Below are 19,303 nucleotides of genomic sequence, written 5' to 3' on the forward strand. Positions count from 1 at the left end.
GACCGAGGGCGGCTCGCCCACATGGCGGCCCCGGATGTGACACGCTCAGAACATGAACCTCCCCGAGCGGTCGCGCCGTCCGTCCGGCACGGGCATTCCGGTCCCCCGCCCCGAGGGCCCCTGGACCCACCGCGACGTCGCGGCGAACGGCGCCCGCTTCCACATCGCCGAGCTCGGCGACGGACCGCTGGTGCTGCTCCTGCACGGCTTCCCGCAGTTCTGGTGGACCTGGCGGCACCAGCTGACGGCCCTGGCCGACGCCGGGTTCCGCGCCGTCGCGATGGACCTGCGCGGTGTGGGCGGCAGCGACCGCACCCCGCGCGGCTACGACCCGGGCAACCTCGCGCTCGACGTCACCGGGGTGATCCGCTCGCTCGGCGAGCCCGACGCCGCGCTCGTCGGCCACGACCTCGGCGGCTACCTGGCGTGGACCGCCGCCGCGATGCGGCCCAAGCTGGTGCGCCGGCTCGCGGTCGCCTCGATGCCGCACCCGCGCCGCTGGCGCACCGCGATGCTCACCGACCTGAGGACCAGCAAGTCCGGCGGCTACATCTGGGGCTTCCAGCGGCCCTGGCTGCCCGAGCGGCAGCTCGTCGCGGACGACGCGGCGCTCGTCGGCCGGCTGGTGCAGCAGTGGTCGGGGCCGGGCCTGCCCGACGAGCAGGCGATCGACGTCTACCGGCGCGCGATGCAGATCCCGTCGACCGCCCACTGCGCGATCGAGCCCTACCGGTGGATGGTGCGGTCGCTCGCGCGGCCCGACGGCATCCAGTTCAACCGGCGGATGAAGCGCCCGGTGCGGGTGCCGACACTGCAGATGCACGGCTCCCTCGACCCGGCGATGGGCTCGCGGCTCGCGGCGGGCAGCGGCGAGTACGTCGAAGCGCCCTACCGCTGGCGGCTGTTCGACGGCCTGGGGCACTTCCCGCACGAGGAGGACCCGGCGGCGTTCTCGACGGAGCTCGTCAACTGGCTGAAGGACCCGGAACCGGATCGCTGAGCCGGGCCCACGGCCGCCCCGGACCTCCCGCAGACCTCCGGCAGAGCTCCGGCCGGCGCCGGCACACCCACCGCGGACCTACCGGTACGACGATCCGACGATCGTCACATTGCCGGGCGCATACGCCAACTGAGCGATGATCCAGCGATTACCGACCGGGAGGCGCGGGCACGTAGCTCGGTATGGGTTGGACGCACGACTACAGTGACGTATCGCGCACGCGCCGCCGGACCACCGCCGCGGGCACGTACACGGCCATGACACTGCTCCCGCCGGGGCCGAGCCATCTCGGCCTGCACCGCATCCTGGGACGCAGGGCCCGCTGGGTCGGCGCGAGGCTGCGGCACGTCCGGGACTGACACCCGGCCCACCGCGTCACCGCGGCTCCCGCGTCACAACGCGCAACCCTCGCTGTCCACCTGCCGGTCCGCGGCCTGTCCCGCGGTCACGTCCGGCGCGACCTCGTCGGCGGTCAGCGCGTACCCGGTGTTGGCGTCGTCCAGGGACTTGGCGAAGACCACGCCCGCGACCTGCCCGTCCGGCGTGAGCAGCGGTCCGCCCGAGTTGCCCTGACGCACCAGGGTGTACAGGGAGTACACGTCGCGGTGCACGGTCCCGCGCCGGTAGATGTCCGGGCCGTTGGCCTCGATCCGGCCACGGATGCGGGCCGCCCGCACGTCGAACGCGCCGTTCTCCGGGAAGCCGGCGACGATCGCGTCGTCCTTGGACCGCGAGTCGGTGGTGGCGAAGTGCAGGGCGGGCGCGTCCAGGCCCGGCACGTCGAGGATCGCGATGTCGCGCTGCCAGTCGTACAGGACGACGCGCGCGTCGTGCAGCCGGCCCTTGCCGCCGACCTGCACGGTGGGCTCGCTCACGCCGCCGACGACGTGCGCGTTGGTCATCACGTGGTCCTTGGCGAAGACGAAGCCCGAGCCCTCCAGGACCTTCCCGCAGCCGGGCGCGGTGCCGACCACCTTGACGATGCTGCGCTTGGCGCGGTCGACCACCGGGTTGTTCACCAGGGTCGGGTCGGGCGCGGGCACCGACGTGATCGGCTCGGAGCCGAAGGTGCCGAAGACCTGCGGCAGGCCGTTCTGCGCGAGGGTGGTGCTGAAGTCGTTGAACCAGGTGTCGGCCTGGGCGGGGACCACCTTGGAGACCCCGAGCAGCACCTTCGAGGACCGCACCTCGCGGCCTATCGTCGGCAGCGTCGTCGTCGCCAGCGCGCTGCCGATCAGCCAGGCCACCAGCAGCATCGCCATCACGTTGACGAGCGCGCCGCCGCCGGCGTCCAGCGCCCGCGCGGGCGACCAGGTGATCCTGGTGCGCACCTTGCCGCCCAGGTGGGTGGTGAACGCCTGACCGACCGACGCGCACACGATGACCAGCGCCACCGCGGTCATCACCGCGACCGAGCCGGGGGTGGCGCCGTCCGTCGCCTTGTCCCAGATCAGCGGGAGCAGGTAGACCGCGGCGAGCCCGCCGCCCAGGAAGCCCGTCACCGACAGGATGCCGACGACGAAACCCTGGCGGTAGCCGACCACCGCGAACCATGCGGCGGCGAGGATGAGCAGGAAGTCCAGCACGTTCACGGGGAACACGTTCTCATGACCGGCTGAGGACGCGGGACCGTAACGGCGCTACGGGCGCCGTCGTGATCCCTTCCCCCGGCCCTCCCGCCCCTCCCGGAACCTCGGCGGCCCACCCCGTTCAGGCCGCGCCCAGCGGCACGACCCGCTCGGTGTCCCAGGGCCGTTCCCAGCCCGCGTAGTGCAGGATCTTGTCGATCAGGCCGGCGGTGAAGCCCCAGACCAGGGCGCCGTCGACGAGGAACGCCGGGCCGCGGAAGCCGCTGGGATGGACGAGCGTCGCGCGGTTCGCCGGGTCGGTGAGGTCCGCCACAGGGACCCGGAACACGCGTGCGGTCTCCGCCGGGTCGACCGCGGAGACCGGGCTGGGCGCGCGCCACCAGCCCATGACCGGGGTCACCACGAAGCCGCTCACCGGGATGTACAGGCGCGGCAGCACGCCGAAGACCTGCACACCGGCCGGGTCGAGGCCGGTCTCCTCCTCGGCCTCGCGCAGCGCGGCGCGCAGCGGGCCCTCGCCCTCGGGGTCGCCGTCCTCCGGGTCGAGCGCGCCCCCGGGGAAGGACGGCTGGCCGGCGTGCGACCGCAGCGCCGCGGAACGCTCGATCAGCAGCAGGTCAGGGCCCTGCTCGCCCTCGCCGAACAGGATCAGCACCGCCGAGGGGCGGCCCTCGCCGTCGGGCGGCAGGAAGCGGCTCAACTGCTCGGGCCGCACGGCCCGCACCAACGCGGCGACGGGTTCCAGCCAGGAGGGAACACCCTCCGCGCTGACCCGGACGCCCGCCGCGTCGGCACCGTGCGCCTGCGTCATGAGGCGCCCAGCGGCGGCGCGGGCTGCCCGGGGTAGTCCGGCGGGGGGTTGAGCCGCTGCCCGGGGAAGCCGCCCTTCTCGTACTTCAGCAGCTTCCGGGCCTTGTCCGGGTCGAGCTCGCCGATGCCGTTCGACGGGCACAGGTGCGCGATCGGGCAGGCGCCGCAGGCGGGCTTGCGGGAGTGGCAGATGCGGCGGCCGTGGAAGACCACGCGGTGCGACAGCATCGTCCAGTCCGACTTGGGGAACAGCGCCGCGACGTCCTTCTCGACCTGCTCGGGATCCTCCGAGGTGGTCCAGCCGAACCGGCGGGACAGGCGGCCGAAGTGGGTGTCGACGGTGATGCCGGGGACGCCGAAGGCGTTGCCCAGCACCACGTTGGCGGTCTTGCGGCCGACGCCCGGCAGCTTGACCAGGTCCTCCAGGCGACCCGGCACCTCCCCGCCGAAGTCGTCCCGCAGCGCGATCGACAGGCCGAGCACGGACCGCGCCTTGGCCCGGAAGAAGCCGGTCGGCCGCAGGATCTCCTCCAGCTCCTCGGGATTGGCCACGGCCATGTCCTCGGGCGTGGGGTACTTGGCGAACAGCGCGGGCGTCGTCTGGTTGACCCTCAGGTCGGTGGTCTGCGCCGACAGCACGGTGGCGATCAGCAGCTCGAAGGGGTTCCGGAAGTCCAGCTCCGGGTGGGCGTACGGGTACACCTCGGCCAGCTCGCGGTTGATCCGCCGGGCCTGCCGGACCAGCCCCGCGTGCGTCTGCGGAGCCTTCACCTTCTTCACCGCGACCGCCGCGGCCTTCTCGGCCGGAGCGGCCTTCTTGGTGGAGGCCGTCTTCGTCGCCGGGGCCGCCTTCCTGGCGGGGGCCTTCTCGGCCGGCGCCGCCTTCTTCGCCGTGGCCGCCTTCTTGGCCGGGGCTTCCTTGACCGGGCGGGCCTTGGCCCCACCCGCACCACTTGTCGCCATGCATGCAGCCTACGGGGCGCCGCCGACAGGGATCAGCCGATTCCGCCGCGCCGGGCGCACGCCGAGGTGGCGGCCCGGACGCGGCCCTCGGACCGCCCGCCCCGATCCGGTCCCGCGGAGGGCGCGCTGGGGCCGTCCGAGGGCCGCGCGAAGGCTGTTCGCCGAGAGCGGAATCCGGTACTGTCGCCACTCATTCGGCCCCCAAGCAAGGTCTGAACCACCGAAATCGACGCCCAATCGGGCCCCCGGGACACTACTCCGCGGATAGATACGACATCCTTGTGATTGATCGCACTGATTGAGACGTCGTGCATCAGGGGAAAACCCGGCGATGTCGGCTGTCGACAAGGAGAGAGCTCGTGGACGACGTTCTGCGCCGTGCTCCGCTTTTCGCGGCGCTCGACGACGAGCAGGCCGCTGAACTGCGCGCCTCCATGACGGAGGTCACGCTCGCGCGTGGCGACTCGCTGTTCCACGAGGGCGACCCCGGGGACCGGCTGTACGTCGTCACCGAAGGCAAGGTGAAGCTGCACCGCACCTCGCCCGACGGACGCGAGAACATGCTGGCCGTGGTCGGCCCCGGCGAGCTGATCGGTGAGCTGTCGCTCTTCGACCCCGGCCCGCGCACCGCCACCGGCACGGCCCTGACCGAGGTCAAGCTGCTGGGCCTGGGCCACGGCGACCTGCAGCCGTGGCTGAACGTCCGGCCCGAGGTCTCCACCGCGCTGCTGCGTGCCGTGGCGCGCCGCCTGCGCCGGACCAACGACGTCATGTCCGACCTCGTCTTCTCCGACGTGCCCGGCCGTGTCGCCAAGGCCCTGCTGGACCTCTCGCGGCGCTTCGGCGTGCAGTCGGAGGAGGGCATCCACGTGGTGCACGACCTCACGCAGGAGGAGCTGGCGCAGCTCGTCGGCGCCTCCCGCGAGACCGTGAACAAGGCCCTCGCCGACTTCGCGGGCCGTGGCTGGCTGCGCCTGGAGGCCCGCGCCGTGATCCTGCTCGACGTCGAGCGCCTGGCCAAGCGGAGCCGCTGAGCTCCGGGCGGCCCTGGCGAAGGCCGCGCCCGCCGGTCCGCCGGCGTCCTGACGCACTGTGAGCCCCCCGCCTCGGCGGGGGGCTTCGTGCTGCCCGGGAATGCCGCGGGGGCCTGGCAGGGGCCGTGGCGCGCCGCTCGGAGGCGGCCGGAGCCGCCGCCGGAGCCGGTGTGCCGCTGCCGCTACCAGGCCAGCTGGGCGATCTCGTCGGCGACCGCCGACACCGCGGGGGCGGCCGGGTCGATCAGCGGGAAATGGCCGGTCTCCGGCAGCCACGCCACTACCGGCTCCTCCCCCGCCGCGGCCGCCGCGTCCGCGAAAGCCTGGCTGACCTGCGGCGGGACCACGTTGTCAGTGGTGCCGTGCACGATGGTGGTGGCGATTCCGGTGGGCAGCAGCAGGGCCGGGTCGGCGTGCGGAAGGCGTTCTCCGAGTCGTTCGGGACCGCCGAGCAGGTCGACGACCGCGTCCGAGCAGACGTGCAGCCGGGCCGCCGTGGCGAGGTCGGCGATGGGGGCGAGAGCCACGACGCCGCGCAACGGGGGAGGTGAGGAGCGGTGCCAGGGGGAATCAGGGGGGAGCACGTGCCGTGCGGCCGCCCACAGGGCGAGGTGGCCGCCCGCGCTGTGGCCGGTGAGTACGACGCGCCGGGGGTCGACGGTCTCGTCGCCGAGGGCGGCCACGGCGAGTCCGGGCAGCGCGTCGACGGCGGCGGCCACGTCGTCGAGCGTGTCGGGCCAGCGGCCGGCGGGAGGCAGCGCGTCAGGGGCCTCACCCGCGGCCGGACCGGAGAGCGCGTCGGCGCCGTGGTCCGCGGGCTGCTGAGCGACCTGCGCGGCGCCGCCGCGGCGGTACTCCAGCGACGCCACGGCGAAGCCCTGCGCGGCCAGGTGGGCGGCGAGCGGGGACACATGGCCGCGGTCGTAGGGGGCGCGCCAGGCGCCGCCGTGCATGAGGACCACCAAGGGCGCGGGCCGGCCCGGCGCGGAGGCGGGCCGGTAGAAGTCCACCACCTGGTCGCGATGGTCGCCATAGGCCACGGTGACGTCCGGCGGCACCTGTGCGTGCCCGAACGCCGACGCCTCCTCCGCCGCCTCCCGTTCGCCCGGATCCGGCGCATCGGAGCTGTGCCGGGACGCGGAGGCGGGCGGGGACACGTCGGAGGCGGCGTCGGCCATCGGTCAGGGGGTCCCTTCGAGTACGTCGGCCAGGACGCGTGCGGCCTGCAGCGCGTCGGCGAAGCGGGTGTAGAGCGGGGTGAAGCCGAACCGCAGGATGTCCGGCCTGCGGTGGTCGCCGATGACGCCGCGCTCGAGGAGCACGCGCATGACCTCGCCGGCGTCGTGGCAGCGCAGCGAGACCTGGCTGCCGCGTTCGGCGTGCTCCTGCGGCGTCACCGACTCCACGCGGCCGGCCGGCACCAGCGCGTCCACGCACTCCAGGAAGAAGTCCGTCAGCGCCAGGCTCTTCGCCCGTACGTCGGCGACGGCCACCCCGTCCCAGGCGTCCAGGGCGGTGTCCAGGGCGAGCAGCGACAGGATCTCCGGGGTGCCGACGCGCCCGCGGACCGCGCCGTCCCCCGGCGCGTAGGCGGGGGCCATGCCGAACGGGTCGGCGTGCGAGTTCCAGCCCGGCAGCGGCGAGTCGAAGCGCGGCTGCAGCGCGCGGCGGACGTACAGGTACGCGGGCGAGCCGGGCCCGCCGTTGAGGTACTTGTAGGTGCAGCCGACGGCCAGGTCGACGCCGTCCGCGTCGAGGGCGACGGGCAGCGCGCCGGCGCTGTGGCACAGGTCCCAGACGGCCAGCGCGCCGGCCGCATGCAGGGCGGCGGTCACCGACGGCAGGTCGTGCAGCCGGCCGCTGCGGTAGTCGACGTGGTTGACCAGGGCCGCGGCGGTCCGCTCCCCCGCCGCCGCGCCGATCTCCGCCGCGGGCACGGGACGCACGTGGCAGCCGGTCATCCGGGCGGCGGACTCGGCGATGTAGCCGTCGGTCGGGAAGGTCGCGGCGTCCACGAGGATCTCGTCGCGGCCCTCCGGGGCCATCCGCACCGCGGCGACGAGCGCCTTGAAGACGTTGACGCTGGTGGAGTCGCCGACGACGACCTGGCCGGGGGCCGCGCCGACGAGCGCGCCGACGCGGTCGCCGATGCGCTCGGGGGCCGTCCACCAGCCGCTGCCGTCCCAGGAGCGGATGCCGAGCCGGCCCCACTCGCGGCCGACGACGTCGGACAGCCGCTCCATGACCCGGGTGGTGGGCGGGCCCAGCGAGTTGCCGTCGAGGTAGACCTCGTCCGCCACCAGCTCGAACCGGTCGCGGACGGATGCGAGCGGGTCGGCCGCGTCCAGTCCGGCGGCGCGGGCGGCGAGGCCGCCGGCGGCGGCTGTCGCGGACGGAGTGGCGCGCGCGTGGGGCTGCGTCAGCGGCCCGGTCGTCGTCGGCTCAGACATGGCTGCGGGCCGTCCACAGTTCGGGGAAGACGTTCTTGGTCGCGCGCTTCTCCAGCCAGGCCACCCCCGCGGAGCCGCCGGTGCCCTGCTTGGCGCCCATCGCGCGCCGCGTCGCGACCAGGTGGTCGTTGCGCCAGCGCCAGACGAGCTCGGCGACGTCGGTGAGCAGTTCGCCGAGGCGGACCAGGTCGGAGTCCTGGTCGGGGTCGGCGTAGACGCTCTGCCAGGCGGCCTCGACCTCGGGGTGCGGCTCGTAGCGCAGGCTCGGGTCCCGCTCGAGGACCACGGCCGGCACGGCGTACCCGCGGCGGGCCAGCAGCCGCAGCACCTCGTCGTACAGGCTCGGCTCCGTGAGGGCCTTCTCCAGCTCGGCGTGGGCGCTGGGGGTGCCCCGGTGCGGCACGAGCATGGACGCGGACTTCTCGCCGAGCAGGAACTCCAGCCGCCGGTACATCGCGGACTGGAACCCGGAGCCCTCGCCGAGGGCCGAGCGGTACGCGTTGAACTGGGCGGGGGTGAGGTGGGCGATCGGCTTCCAGGAGGCGTTGAGCGACTCCAGCTCGGGCAGGCTGCGGCGCAGGGCGGCCATCGCCCGCGGCAGGTCGTCCCGGCGCAGGGCGGCGGCCGCGGTGGTCCACTCGTGGACCAGCAGGGTGAACCACAGCTCCATGACCTGCGTGGTGACGAGGAACGCCATCTCGCCTGGTTCGTCGGACAGCGGGTGCTGCAGGTGGGTGAGGACGGACGCCTGCACGTAGTCCTCGTAAGGGGTCGTGCCCTCGAACGAGAGGTTCGGGGTCGCCGCCTCTTCGGTCGGTGCATCGGACATGGCTTACCTCCAGAGCGTGGCCCGGGGTCACCGGGCTGTGCCGAGATCATCTGCGGTCCCGGCCGATCCGGCAAGGCCCGCAGGATCAGGCGGTCGGCGGTCCCTGGATGTAGTGTCCCGCGCTGTCGTACGGCCACGCGTTGGCGATGCACCCGTGCAGACCCTTGATCTGCTGCATCATCACGGGCGCGAGCTTGCCCGGACCCGGGCAGGCCTCGTGGCCGTGGCCGATGCGGTGCCCGACCTCGTGGTTGATGATCAGCGCCCGGTACTCACCGATCGGGCCGCTGAACTCCGGCGAGCCCAGCATCCAGCGCTTGAGGTTGACCACGACGGTCGCACCGACGTCGCAGTTCACCTCGCCGTGGGTGAGCAGGCCAGCCTGCCCGCAGATGGCGTCCACCGTGTTCGGGGTCGCGATCTTGATGACGAAGTCGGCGTATCCGGACGAGACGAGCTGGAAGCCGTCGTGGCCGTCCGCGGTCCAGCCGCGCGGGTTGGCCAGGATCTGCGCGATCTCCTGGGCCGCGGCGCTGGACGACAGGTCGATGCCGCCTTCGACCTGCACCTTGTAGCGGCGGATGCGGCCCTGCCCGGACGCGGTCCCGTTGGCCCTGGCCGTGGTGAAGGTGCCGCTGCCGGAGTTCGGGACCTTCGGCGGCGCCGTCTTCGTCGGCGTGGGCGTCGGGGACGGCGTGGTGCGGGTGGGGGTCGGCGTGGTCGCGGTCGCCGTACCTGGCAGGCTGCCCTCGACGTCCGAGGCCCCGGCCGGAGGTGTGGTGGCGGCGCTCATCCCGTCCTCGAGCGCGGCCGCGGAGCCGCCGTGCCGGGAGTCCCAGGCGGCGTACCCCACCCCGCAGCACAGGGCGACGACGCAGGCCGCGATGAATGCCGCTATCGCGGCACGACGAGTGGACCGTCCGCGGCTGCGCTGACGGCGGCGATCTGCCACCAAAACTCCCCCCAGGGGGCGCAGCGACATCCCTGGCCCCGGCCCCCCGCGGCGCTTCGGTGCTGCGCATCGACGTTCTGCGTGCAACAGGGGTCACCCTCGCACACAAGTACGTGGATATGCCAAGCGGCGGCCGGCTGTGGCAAGACTGCGACAATCGGCCGCCGCGGAAGGGCTCTCGCCGCAGGTCAGCCCAGGGTGTCGGCCGCCGTCGGGGAGCTGTCGCGCAGGAAGGCGGTGCAGCGCTCGTACTCGTCGTCCTCGCCGATGGCCTGTGCGGCGCGGGCGAGGGCGTGCAGGGCCCGCAGGAACCCGCGGTTCGGCTCGTGCTCGAACGGCACCGGGCCGTGGCCCTTCCAGCCCGCCCGGCGCAGCGCGTCCAGGCCGCGGTGGTATCCGGTGCGGGCGTAGGCGTACGACTCGACGACCCGGCCGCCCTCGAAGGCGTCGTCGGCCAGCCGGGCCCAGGCCAGCGAGGAGGTGGGGTAGCGCGCGGCGACCTCGGCGGGCGTGGCGCCGGAGGCGAACATCTCCCGCGGTCCCGGGTCGTCGGGCAGGTGCGTCGGGGCGGGACCCCCGAGCAGGTTCTCGTGAATGGACATGGACTCCAGTCTGCCCCAGCGGCCACGCGAAGGGCCCCCGGCATCTGCCGGGGGCCCTTCGCGTGCGACGTGGGACCGCGTCCTCCCGCGGAGGGGGCGCGGACGCCGTTACTTCAGCTTCCGGCCCGTGGAGCGCAGGTTCTCGGCGGCGACGACCACGCGCGCGGCCATGCCCGCCTCGGCGGCCTTGCCCCAGACGCGCGGGTCGTAGGCCTTCTTGTTGCCGACCTCGCCGTCGACCTTCAGCACGCCGTCGTAGTTGGCGAACATGTGCCCCGCGACCGGCCGGGTGAAGGCGTACTGCAGGTCGGTGTCGATGTTCATCTTGACGACGCCGTTCTCCAGCGCCTCGTCGATCTCCTCCTGCGTGGAGCCGGAGCCGCCGTGGAAGACGAAGTCGAACGGGTTGGACTTGCCGGCCTTCTGGCCGACCGCGTCCTGCAGCTCCTTGAGGATGCCCGGGCGCAGCACCACGTTGCCCGGCTTGTACACGCCGTGCACGTTGCCGAAGGAGGCGGCGAGCAGGTAGCGGCCGTGCTCGCCGAGGCCCACCGCGTCGACCGTGCGGAACGCGTCGTCGACCGTGGTGTAGAGGGACTCGTTGATCTCGTGCGAGACACCGTCCTCCTCACCGCCGGTCGGGGTGATCTCCATCTCCAGGATGATGTGGGCCTTCACGGCCTCGGCGAGCAGTTCCTTGGCGATGGCCAGGTTGTCGTCGAGGGTCTCCGCGGAGCCGTCCCACATGTGGGACTGGAACAGCGGGTCGCGGCCGGCGGCCACGCGGTCCTGGGAGATCTTCAGCAGCGGGCGGACGTAGCCGTCCAGCTTGTCCTTCGGGCAGTGGTCGGTGTGCAGCGCGACCGTGACCGGGTACTTCTCGGCGACGATGTGCGCGAACTCGGCGAGCGCCACCGCACCGGTGACCATGTCCTTGCTGTACTGGCCGCCCAGGAACTCGGCGCCGCCCGTGGAGATCTGGATGATGCCGTCGCTCTCCGCCTCGGCGAGACCGCGCAGCGCGGCGTGCAGCGTCTGCGACGAGGTGACGTTGATCGCCGGGTAGGCGAACTTGCCCGCCTTCGCGCGGTCGAGCATCTCGTTGTAGACCTCGGGGGTTGCGATGGGCATCGTGTCCGCTCCTCGTGGTTCTGCGGGTGGTCCTGCTGGCGTGGCGACGTCATCGTCGCCCTTATCTTCCCAGACTCGAACGGATACACCACCTCGGTGCCCGCCAGGCATGCGACGGCCCCCGGAGGGTTTCACGTGAAACCCTCCGGGGGCCGCCCAACCGCAGGCCGGAGCAGGCGAGTCGGCCGTGCCGGCCACCGCGTGGCCGGCCACCGGCGGGTCGCCGCGGACCGGGTGCCGTCAGTCCAGGCCGAGGTCGGCGAGCGAGTACGCGGCGAGGTAGGGCAGGCCGGCCTCGGTGATCTTCGGCGCGGCGCCGCGGTCGACGATCACCGCGACCGCCACGACCTCGCCGCCCGCCTCCCGCACGGCCTCGACCGCGGTGAGCGGGGAGCCGCCGGTCGTCGAGGTGTCCTCGACGACCAGCACGCGGCGGCCCTTGACCTCGGTGCCCTCGATCCGGCGCTGCAGCCCGTGCGCCTTGGTGGCCTTGCGCACCACGAACGCGTCGAGCCGGCGGCCGCGCGCGGCGGCCGCGTGCAGCATCGAGGTGGCCACCGGGTCGGCGCCCAGCGTCAGGCCGCCGACCGCGTCGAAGTCCAGGTCCTCGGTCAGGTCGAGCATCACCTGCCCGGCGAGCGGCGCGGCCTCCCCGTCCAGCGTGATCCGGCGCAGGTCGATGTAGAAGTCGGCCTCAAGCCCGGACGAGAGGGTCACCTTGCCGTGCACGACGGCCTTGTCCTTGATCTGCCCCAGCAGGGCAGCGCGTACGTCGTCGCTCATGCCGACGAGACTAACCGAGGCCGCGGCGCCGCCCGGTCAGCCGATGCGGTGCCAGGTCCACTCGGTGGTGATCTCCAGCGGGTCGATCGGGGTGACCAGGCGCGGCAGCGTGTTGAGGCCGTTCGGCGGACCGGACTGCGGCTCGACGCAGACCGCCTCGGGCTGCTCGGTGTAGATCACCGCCCACTCGGACGGGCTGGTGATCCGCAGGCGCATCTCGCCCGGCCAGTTCAGCGTGACGTCGACGCCGTCGGGCATGCCGAAGCAGTCGTCCCACGGGCCCGGCTTGGGATCGATCCGGTTGCCGTTCGGCAGGTGGTTGTCGCCCCGCTCCTCCTGCCAGTCCGCGCTGAACGTCAACTCGACGTCCTGGCCGCCCTGACCGAGGTTGCGCAGCCACCAGGGGTGCCAGCCCGCCTGCGCGGGGAAGGAGTCGCCGGTCGCCTCGACGCTCAGCGTCAGCTTCACGCTGTGCGGGGAGAGTTCGACGGTCTGGGTGACCCGGCCGGGGTACGGCCACGGGTCCGCGAGGTCGAAGTAGTGCGCCGCGGTGGTCTCCGTGGCGGGCGCGGCCTCGTGCCACACGGAGTGGCGGCCGGTGCCGTGGATCGCGTGCGGCGGCGCGTCGACGGGCAGCTGGTGCGTCACCTGCCCGTTGCGGAACTCGCCGTTCTCGGTCCTGCCGCACCACGGCACCATGATGAAGGCGCCGAATTTCTCGCCCTGGCGCAGGAGTTCCGTCCCGCCGACCTTCAGCGAGGCGATCCGGCAACCGTGCTCGGGCTGCAAGGTCAGTTCGGCGTCGCCCGCCGTCAGCGTCGTGTCGTTGTGCACACGACGAGCCTAGCGGGCACCTCGCGGCGCCCCCACTCGGCGCACCTGCTCGGCCGGGGCTCCCCCGTGGGTCCCGCAGGCCGGGCTCACCTGCGGCGGCGCAGCACCCGTCCGACGACGACGGCCGAGGCCAGCAGCGCGGCGGCGGCGGGCGCGGCCCAGCGCAGGGTCGCCGTCGCGGTCCCGGAGTCCGGCGCGGGCACCGGCGCGTAGCGGCCGCGCGGCGGCGCGTGGTCGACCTCCTCGGCGCTGCGGCCGATCATCGTGCGGCGGGCGTGCGCGGCCTCGGCCGGCGTCACCAGGTCGTCGAGCGCGGCGGCGCTCTCCGGCACCTCGACCTCCACCTCGACCAGCTCGAACTCTTCCAGGTCGGAGGACGGCACGGGCTCGCCGTCGTCGTCCACGACGTCGGGGACGTCGTCATCGTCGCGGGCGTCGGGGGCGTCGCCGGGGGGTGCGGGCTCCTCGGCCCGGTCCTCGGGGGCCTCCTCCGCCGCGACGGGCATGTCGCCCTCCGGGGCGTTGGCGGCCAGCTCCGCGGAGAAACGGTCCAGCAGGCGCCGCAGGGCGGACTCCACCACCGCGTCGTCGTACGAGGTCAGGCGGCCGTCGGCCTCGGCGCTGCCGCGGAACGTCAGCGCGGTGCCGGGCTCGGGCTGCTCGGTGGCCGCCAGGATCAGCTCGGCGCTGGCCTTCACCGTGCCGGTGCCGCGAACCTCCTCGCCCTGGGCCTCCAGGGTGAACGGGGACGCGTCGCCGGTCAGCGTGACGGTGCCGCGGTAGGTGACGGTCGAGCCGGCGACGCGCAGCCGCAGGCGGCCGCGGGCCCCGTTCGGCGGCGCGTCCGTGGCCTCGGCACGGTCGGGCTGCCAGCCCGGGAGGCTCGCGGCGAGCACCGCCGGTGAGCGGAGCGCCTGCGTCAGGCGGGCCGGGGGGATCGGGACGAAGGACTCGTGCTCCATGCGGCGGAGCCTACCCAGCCGGGGCCTTCCTTGACGTTCCACGTCCCCGGGTTTTCCTCTCCCCGTCCCCGTTCCGTCCAACGGGGTGCCAACGGGGTGCCCCCGGGGCTTGCTCGGGGTGTGCCGCGCCGTTGTGGCTTGTCGCGCAGTTCCTCGCGCCCCTGCGGCTTCCGGGGTGCCTCGCGCTGCGCGCTGCCGTCTGACGGTCTCGTCGTGGTTGCTCGCGCAGTTCCCCGCGCCCCTGGCGGTGCAGGTTCGTGGGTGGGGTCAGGGGCCACTCCGGGAGTGTCTCCTCGAACTGTGCGTGCACCGTTCCTTCGTTCGGCTGGGCGGGCGGATGCACAGTTCTGCGGGGACACACCCGGATCGTCCCCTTCCGGCCGGTCCCCGTCTGCGGGAGGGCGTGACCCGATCACGCACGGTGGATCAGCGGGAGGGGGTGGGGAGGAAGTGCTCCCCGCAGAGAAATGTGCGCGGCCCCCGGGCAACAACACGGACGAACCCGTATGCACATTTCCGAGGAGACGCTTCCGGAGCGCCCCCGACCCCATGGACAAAGGGCACGAAAATGGGGGCGCGAGGAACTGCGCGAGCAACCCACCACCGGCCGGGACACGGCAACGCACCGCAAGGGGCTGGACGAGCCCCGCAGGGGCGCGGGGTCCCCCAGCCTTCGGCCGGGAGGTGCCCCCAGCGCGACAAACCACGACGGCGCGGCACACGGCCGAACAAGCCCCGGGGGCACCCCGGAAGCCGAAGGGGCGCGGGGAACTGCGCGACAAGCCACGACGAGACCCGCAGACGGCAGCGCGCAGCGCGTGGCACCCCGGATGCCGAGCCACCCACCCACCGGCCGGTGGACGGCCGACAAGCCCCGGAGGGGCAAATCCGGCGAACCCTGCGGGAGGCTAGACGCGGGGGCGGAGGAGGGTGGAGGGGGGTGGGGGCGGGGTCGCGGGTGGGGCGAGGGGGGTGACCGTCGGCGGCAGGGGAGCGCCGGCGAGGAGGAAGGTGGAGGGGCCACAGGCCGGGCCCGGGGCCCGGTACGCGGACGCGGAGACGCCTGCCGCGGCGAGCGTCGCGCGGACCGTCCACAGGGAGGACCCGCTGTGGACGGCGAGCCGCCCGCCGGGGGCGAGGGCGCGGCCGGCCAGTCCGTAGAACTCCTCGGAGTAGTACTTGGCGGACCGCGACTGCCCGGGCGCGGGCAGATCCGCCAGGATCACGTCGTACGTGCCGCGCGCAGCGCCCCGCAGCCAGTCGAAGGGGTCCGCGGCCACCGCGCGCACGCGCCCGTCGGCGAAGGCGTGCCCGTTGAGCGCGCCGAGCCCGGGATCGGTGCGGCCGAGCCGCAGCAGTCCGCCGTCCGCGTCGACGACCGTCACCTCGCGCACTCCGGTGTGCCGCAGCGCCTCGGCGGCGACGACACCGTCCCCGCCGCCCAGCACCAGCACCCGCGCGGCGCCGCCGGCCAGCGCGGGGCCGGCCAGGGCCCGGCCGTACGCGGCGGCGTCCGGGCCGCAGACGGCCAGCCGTCCGTCGAGGTAGAGCCGCAGCGGGCGTCCGGTCCCGCCGGTGAGCACGAGTTCCTGGAGGGGCGTCTGCTCGGCGACCCGCACGTCGCCGCCGTACACGGCGCGGCGCGCGGCCCGTTCGAAGGGCCCGGCGGCCCACGCAGCGCCGCCGAGGACGGCGAGCACGGCCACGTTGGCGACGAGCAGCCGGACCCGTTCGCGGCGCGTGAGGTCCGCGCGGAACAGCCACAGCACGACGGCCCCGCCGGCGACGGCGTTCACGACGCCGGTGGCCAGCGCACCGGTCAGCTGGCCGAACCGGGGCAGCAGCAGGAACGGGAAGGCGAGCCCGCCGACGAGCGCGCCCACGTAGTCCGCGGCGAACAGGTCGGCGACGGCACCGCCCGCGTCCTGCCGTCTGATCCGCTGGACGAGCGTCATCAGCAGCGGCACCTCCGCGCCGATGAGCACCCCGATCGCGAACGCGCAGCCGACCATGGCCGGGCGGGCCTGCCCGTACCAGGCGAAGAAGCCGTAGAGCACCATCACCGAGAGGCCGCCGACGAGTGCGAGCACGGACTCCACGGCGGCGAACGCGGCGGCCGCGCGGGCCCGCAGGCGTTTGGCGAGCAGCGAGCCGCAGCCCATGGCGAAGACCATGACCGACAGGACGACGGAGGCCTGGGTGACGGAGTCGCCGACCAGGTACGAGGCGAGGGCGACGAGCTCCAGCTCGTAGACCAGGCCGCAGGCCGCGCAGACGAACACCGCGGCCAGGATCAGCGCGCGCGCCGCTGCCACGGGCACGGGCAGCCGTGCCGCGCGCCGCGGAGGGGCCGTGGTCCGGCCGTGCTGGTCGATCATGAGTGCACGCTATGTCAGGGTCCGGTCGCCGCCCGTCACCCACAGGAGTGCAATACGGCGTCTGTTGACGGCGCTTGGAGGATCACGGCAGCACGCTGATCCGGGTGCGGGTCGCCACCAGGCGCCCCTCCTGGGGGTAGGCGTGCCACGTACGCCAGCGCACACCGCCGTCCACGCACTGCACCAGCAGGGCGGTGAACGCGTGCGGGTCGCCGGGGAACGTGCCCGCCAGGCCCTGCGGGTGGTCGGCGACCAGCGCCAGCAACTCCTGGGCGCGGCCCGCGAACGAGCCCGCCGAGAGGGTCTCGATGCGCGCCGCGAACTCGTAGTCCCAGGTCCCGATCCGGCGGGCCACCCCGAGCGGCAGCGGCGCCTGGCTGCCCGGCAGGCACGCCACGGTCTCCGAGCAGCCGTCGCTGCCGGCGTCGACGAGCACCTGGTGGGACGCCCCGAGGAGCCGTAACTCGACCTGGGCGCGCAGGTTCTGCCCGTCGCCGATCTCGACGTCGAGCACGGCGAGTGCCGGCAGGGGCTCCTTGCCGAGGCACCAGGCGAGGTCACCCGCGCGGGTGTCGGTGTAGGTGGTCTGAAGGGTGGTGAGCATCGATCGGCTCCGCAAGCACGCTGGGGAACAGGCACGCACTGGAACACGCACGGTTGAGGGATCGGCCGTAGCGCACCTCACCGTGAACCTCTCGGAGTGCCGGTCGGCGTCCTGTCGGGTGACCGGGAGAAGCGTCGGCTCGTGCCCCGTGGAGTCCACGGATCCGCGCGGGACCCAGTGGGTGTCGAGGCCCACGGAATCACGAAACGCGCGCCGTCCTCAGTGTTTTTACCCTTCTGTGCGTACTTTCCATCCCTTGGAGCGCTTGTGGGCTCAGGTGTTCCGATGGGGCGTCCGGGGATGTCCGGTTCGGCGGGGGAAGTACGCTCGACCGGTCGGAAGCGGGCAGCCCGGGCGGCGGCTGCCGGGAGGACGGACGCCGGAAGCGGGTGCGGGCTCATGCGGGTCAGGGACAGGGCGTTGCTCAACCGGAGGCTGGACGGGCTCGGGACGACGATCTTCGCGGAGATGTCGGCGCTGGCGGCCGCGACCGGCGCGATCAACCTGGGGCAGGGCTTCCCCGACACGGACGGGCCGGAGTCCGTGCGCGAGGCGGCGGTCCGGGCGCTGCGCGACGGGCGCGGCAACCAGTACCCGCCGGGGACCGGCGTCCCGGAGCTGCGCGCCGCGATCGTCGCGCACCAACAGCGTTTCTACGGGCTGGCGTTCGACCCGGACACCGAGGTGCTGGTCACCGCGGGGGCGACCGAGGCGATCGCCGCGACCATGCTCGCGCTCCTCGAACCCGGCGACGAGGTCGTCGCGTTCGAGCCGTTCTACGACTCCTACGCCGCGTGCGTCGCGATGGCCGGCGCGGTCCGCGTCCCGCTGACGCTGCGCGCACCGGACTTCCGTCCCGACCTCGACGCGCTGCGGGACGCGATCACGCCCCGCACCCGGCTGCTGCTCCTCAACTCCCCGCACAACCCGACCGGCATGGTCCTCACCCCCGGCGAACTGGCGGCGATCGCCGAACTGGCCGTGGAACGCGACCTGATCGTCGTCACCGACGAGGTCTACGAGCACCTGACGTTCGACGGCACCGTGCACACCCCGCTCATCGCCCTCCCCGGCATGCGCGACCGCACCGTCTCCATCTCGTCCGCCGGCAAGACGTTCTCCTTCACCGGCTGGAAGGTCGGCTGGGTCACCGGCAGCCGGGAGCTGGTGGCCGCGGTCCGCACGGCCAAGCAGTTCCTCACCTACGTCGCCTCGGGGCCCTTCCAGTACGCCGTCGCCGAGGCCCTGGCACTGCCCGACGCGTACTACACCGCGCTCCGCGACGACCTCCAGGCCAAGCGCGACATCCTCGCCACCGGCCTCGCCGCCGCCGGCTTCGAGGTCCACCGCCCCCAGGGCACCTACTTCATCACCACCGACATCGCCCCCCTCGCCCCCGCCACCGACGCCCTGACCTTCTGCCGCGCCCTCCCCGAACGCTGCGGCGTCGTCGCCGTCCCCAACTCCGTCTTCTACGACCACCCCACCGCCGGCCGCACCCAGGTCCGCTTCGCCTTCTGCAAACAGCACGACGTCCTGGAAGAAGCCGCGACCCGCCTCCGCAAGGCGTTCAACGGCTGAGCGCGATGCCGGCGACGCGCCGATACTGACTCCGCCGGGCAGGCCGGCAGCGGCGACATGTACCACTCGTCACACATGTGTTAGCTTTAGTACATGTCCATGAAGCGTACGAACGTCTACGCCGACCCCGAAGATCTCGGCATCATCAAAGAGGCCGCGGAGCGGCGTGGGATCAGCGAGGCAGAGATCATTCGCGAAGGGATCCACCTCGCGGCCATGGCCAACCGGGTCTGGGACGAGCCCCTGTTCTCACGGACCTTCGAGGGCGCGGGCCGTACTCCCACCGGGGAAGACGTCCGTGACGCCGTTGCCGACGCCGTGCTGCACGACGACGAGCCCGGAAGCGCTGCGTGATCGTCGTCGTCGCCGACACCTCGGGACTGCTCGCCGCACTCGACTCGACCCACCCGGAGCATCAGGGCGCGGGTGAGGCCCTGATGGCCGCGGGTCTCCTCGTCATGTCGCCGTTGCTCCTCGCGGAGATCGACCACGTGGCCACCCGTGAGCTGGGGCGGGAGGCCGCGGTCAGCGCTGTCGACGACATCCGGCGCTGGATGCGGGTGAGCAGGATCGTGGTGCCGGAGGTCACCGAGACCCATCTCGCGACCGCGCAGTCGCTGCGGGCCCGCTACCACGCCCTGAACCTCGACCTCGCCGACGCCGTGAACGTCGCGCTGGCCGCGGACTACGACACCGACGCCGTTCTCACCCTCGACCGCCGGGACTTCCGTGCCCTGCGCCCACTGGGTCGGCACAAGTGCTTCCGCCTCCTGCCGGACGACCTGCCTCTGTGACCGGATG

The 19,303-nt window shown here is 73.5% G+C and carries 20 protein-coding genes; 6 read left to right on the forward strand and 14 right to left on the reverse strand.

Translation table 11 applies throughout. The features are described 5' to 3' along the window. Positions 1-52 precede the first annotated feature (52 nt). Both BMW99_RS24885 and BMW99_RS41435 read left to right on the forward strand, forming a co-directional pair. On the forward strand, positions 53-1,000 hold the full coding sequence (locus BMW99_RS24885; protein WP_069463282.1) for an alpha/beta fold hydrolase: 948 nt from the start codon (positions 53-55) through the stop codon (positions 998-1,000). A gap of 182 nt (positions 1,001-1,182) precedes the next feature. Beyond that, a complete protein-coding gene (locus BMW99_RS41435) occupies positions 1,183-1,359 on the forward strand; it encodes a hypothetical protein (protein WP_176735464.1) in 177 nt (58 codons plus the stop codon). A gap of 33 nt (positions 1,360-1,392) precedes the next feature. Here the strand turns inward: BMW99_RS41435 and BMW99_RS24890 are convergent, their stop codons facing one another. The 3 genes from BMW99_RS24890 to nth all read right to left on the reverse strand — a co-directional run bounded on the left by BMW99_RS24890 (position 1,393) and on the right by nth (position 4,362). Next, positions 1,393-2,592 carry a MarP family serine protease gene (locus tag BMW99_RS24890; protein WP_069463284.1) on the reverse strand — a complete coding sequence of 400 codons (1,200 nt, stop codon included), beginning with the start codon at positions 2,590-2,592 and terminating at the stop codon, positions 1,393-1,395. Between the two features lie 118 nt (positions 2,593-2,710). Further along, entirely contained in the window at positions 2,711-3,400 is a 690-nt protein-coding gene (locus BMW99_RS24895) for an NUDIX hydrolase (protein WP_069467579.1), read from the reverse strand. After that, positions 3,397-4,362, reverse strand: coding sequence for an endonuclease III (gene nth, locus BMW99_RS24900; RefSeq protein WP_069467578.1), 966 nt, complete (start codon positions 4,360-4,362; stop codon positions 3,397-3,399). The genes BMW99_RS24895 and nth overlap by 4 nt, the downstream gene beginning before the upstream one ends. Positions 4,363-4,721: 359 nt before the next feature. Between nth and BMW99_RS24905 the strand changes: the two genes are divergently transcribed. Continuing rightward, the gene (locus tag BMW99_RS24905; RefSeq protein ID WP_037911812.1) at positions 4,722-5,396 is read left to right on the forward strand and encodes a Crp/Fnr family transcriptional regulator; all 675 of its coding nucleotides are present in this window, start codon (positions 4,722-4,724) and stop codon (positions 5,394-5,396) included. A 182-nt stretch (positions 5,397-5,578) separates the two neighbouring features. Here the strand turns inward: BMW99_RS24905 and BMW99_RS24910 are convergent, their stop codons facing one another. From BMW99_RS24910 to BMW99_RS24960, 11 genes are all read right to left on the reverse strand, one after another. Continuing rightward, positions 5,579-6,574, reverse strand: coding sequence for an alpha/beta hydrolase family protein (locus tag BMW99_RS24910; RefSeq protein ID WP_079176171.1), 996 nt, complete (start codon positions 6,572-6,574; stop codon positions 5,579-5,581). Between the two features lie 3 nt (positions 6,575-6,577). Then, positions 6,578-7,846, reverse strand: a complete 1,269-nt coding sequence (kynU, locus tag BMW99_RS24915; protein WP_069465477.1) for a kynureninase — start codon at positions 7,844-7,846, stop codon at positions 6,578-6,580. Beyond that, positions 7,839-8,675 carry a tryptophan 2,3-dioxygenase family protein gene (locus tag BMW99_RS24920; RefSeq protein ID WP_075017579.1) on the reverse strand — a complete coding sequence of 279 codons (837 nt, stop codon included), beginning with the start codon at positions 8,673-8,675 and terminating at the stop codon, positions 7,839-7,841. Before BMW99_RS24920 ends, kynU begins: the two co-directional genes overlap by 8 nt. 85 nt (positions 8,676-8,760) lie before the next feature. Further along, a complete protein-coding gene (locus tag BMW99_RS24925; RefSeq protein WP_075017580.1) occupies positions 8,761-9,657 on the reverse strand; it encodes a DUF3152 domain-containing protein in 897 nt (298 codons plus the stop codon). Positions 9,658-9,815: 158 nt separating this feature from the next. Beyond that, a complete protein-coding gene (locus BMW99_RS24930; RefSeq protein WP_069466566.1) occupies positions 9,816-10,229 on the reverse strand; it encodes a DUF3151 domain-containing protein in 414 nt (137 codons plus the stop codon). Between the two features lie 108 nt (positions 10,230-10,337). Continuing rightward, positions 10,338-11,360 (reverse strand): class II fructose-bisphosphate aldolase, encoded by a 1,023-nt coding sequence (gene fbaA / locus BMW99_RS24935; protein ID WP_069466567.1) that lies wholly within the window; start codon positions 11,358-11,360, stop codon positions 10,338-10,340. A gap of 240 nt (positions 11,361-11,600) precedes the next feature. After that, complete coding sequence (pyrE, locus tag BMW99_RS24940) at positions 11,601-12,143, reverse strand: orotate phosphoribosyltransferase (RefSeq protein WP_069466568.1); 543 nt, start codon at positions 12,141-12,143, stop codon at positions 11,601-11,603. A gap of 36 nt (positions 12,144-12,179) precedes the next feature. Continuing rightward, a complete protein-coding gene (locus tag BMW99_RS24945; RefSeq protein ID WP_069466569.1) occupies positions 12,180-12,977 on the reverse strand; it encodes an aldose epimerase family protein in 798 nt (265 codons plus the stop codon). Positions 12,978-13,063: 86 nt separating this feature from the next. Further along, positions 13,064-13,939 carry a CoxG family protein gene (locus tag BMW99_RS24950; protein ID WP_069466570.1) on the reverse strand — a complete coding sequence of 292 codons (876 nt, stop codon included), beginning with the start codon at positions 13,937-13,939 and terminating at the stop codon, positions 13,064-13,066. 908 nt (positions 13,940-14,847) lie between these two features. Further along, positions 14,848-16,317, reverse strand: coding sequence for a polyamine aminopropyltransferase (locus tag BMW99_RS24955; RefSeq protein WP_075017581.1), 1,470 nt, complete (start codon positions 16,315-16,317; stop codon positions 14,848-14,850). Positions 16,318-16,399: 82 nt separating this feature from the next. Next, complete coding sequence (locus BMW99_RS24960) at positions 16,400-16,921, reverse strand: DUF2617 family protein (protein ID WP_069462385.1); 522 nt, start codon at positions 16,919-16,921, stop codon at positions 16,400-16,402. Positions 16,922-17,320: 399 nt separating this feature from the next. Here BMW99_RS24960 and BMW99_RS24965 point away from each other — a divergent pair, with 399 nt between their 5' ends. The 3 genes from BMW99_RS24965 to BMW99_RS24975 all read left to right on the forward strand — a co-directional run bounded on the left by BMW99_RS24965 (position 17,321) and on the right by BMW99_RS24975 (position 19,296). Further along, positions 17,321-18,502: a pyridoxal phosphate-dependent aminotransferase gene (locus BMW99_RS24965; protein ID WP_069462386.1), complete on the forward strand. Its 1,182-nt coding sequence runs from the start codon at positions 17,321-17,323 to the stop codon at positions 18,500-18,502. A 93-nt stretch (positions 18,503-18,595) separates the two neighbouring features. Beyond that, entirely contained in the window at positions 18,596-18,856 is a 261-nt protein-coding gene (locus tag BMW99_RS24970; RefSeq protein WP_069462387.1) for a ribbon-helix-helix domain-containing protein, read from the forward strand. Next, on the forward strand, positions 18,853-19,296 hold the full coding sequence (locus BMW99_RS24975) for a PIN domain-containing protein (RefSeq protein ID WP_069462388.1): 444 nt from the start codon (positions 18,853-18,855) through the stop codon (positions 19,294-19,296). Before BMW99_RS24970 ends, BMW99_RS24975 begins: the two co-directional genes overlap by 4 nt. Positions 19,297-19,303 lie beyond the last annotated feature (7 nt).

The organism is Actinacidiphila rubida, assembly GCF_900110255.1.
Taxonomy (GTDB): Bacteria; Actinomycetota; Actinomycetes; order Streptomycetales; family Streptomycetaceae; genus Actinacidiphila; species Actinacidiphila rubida.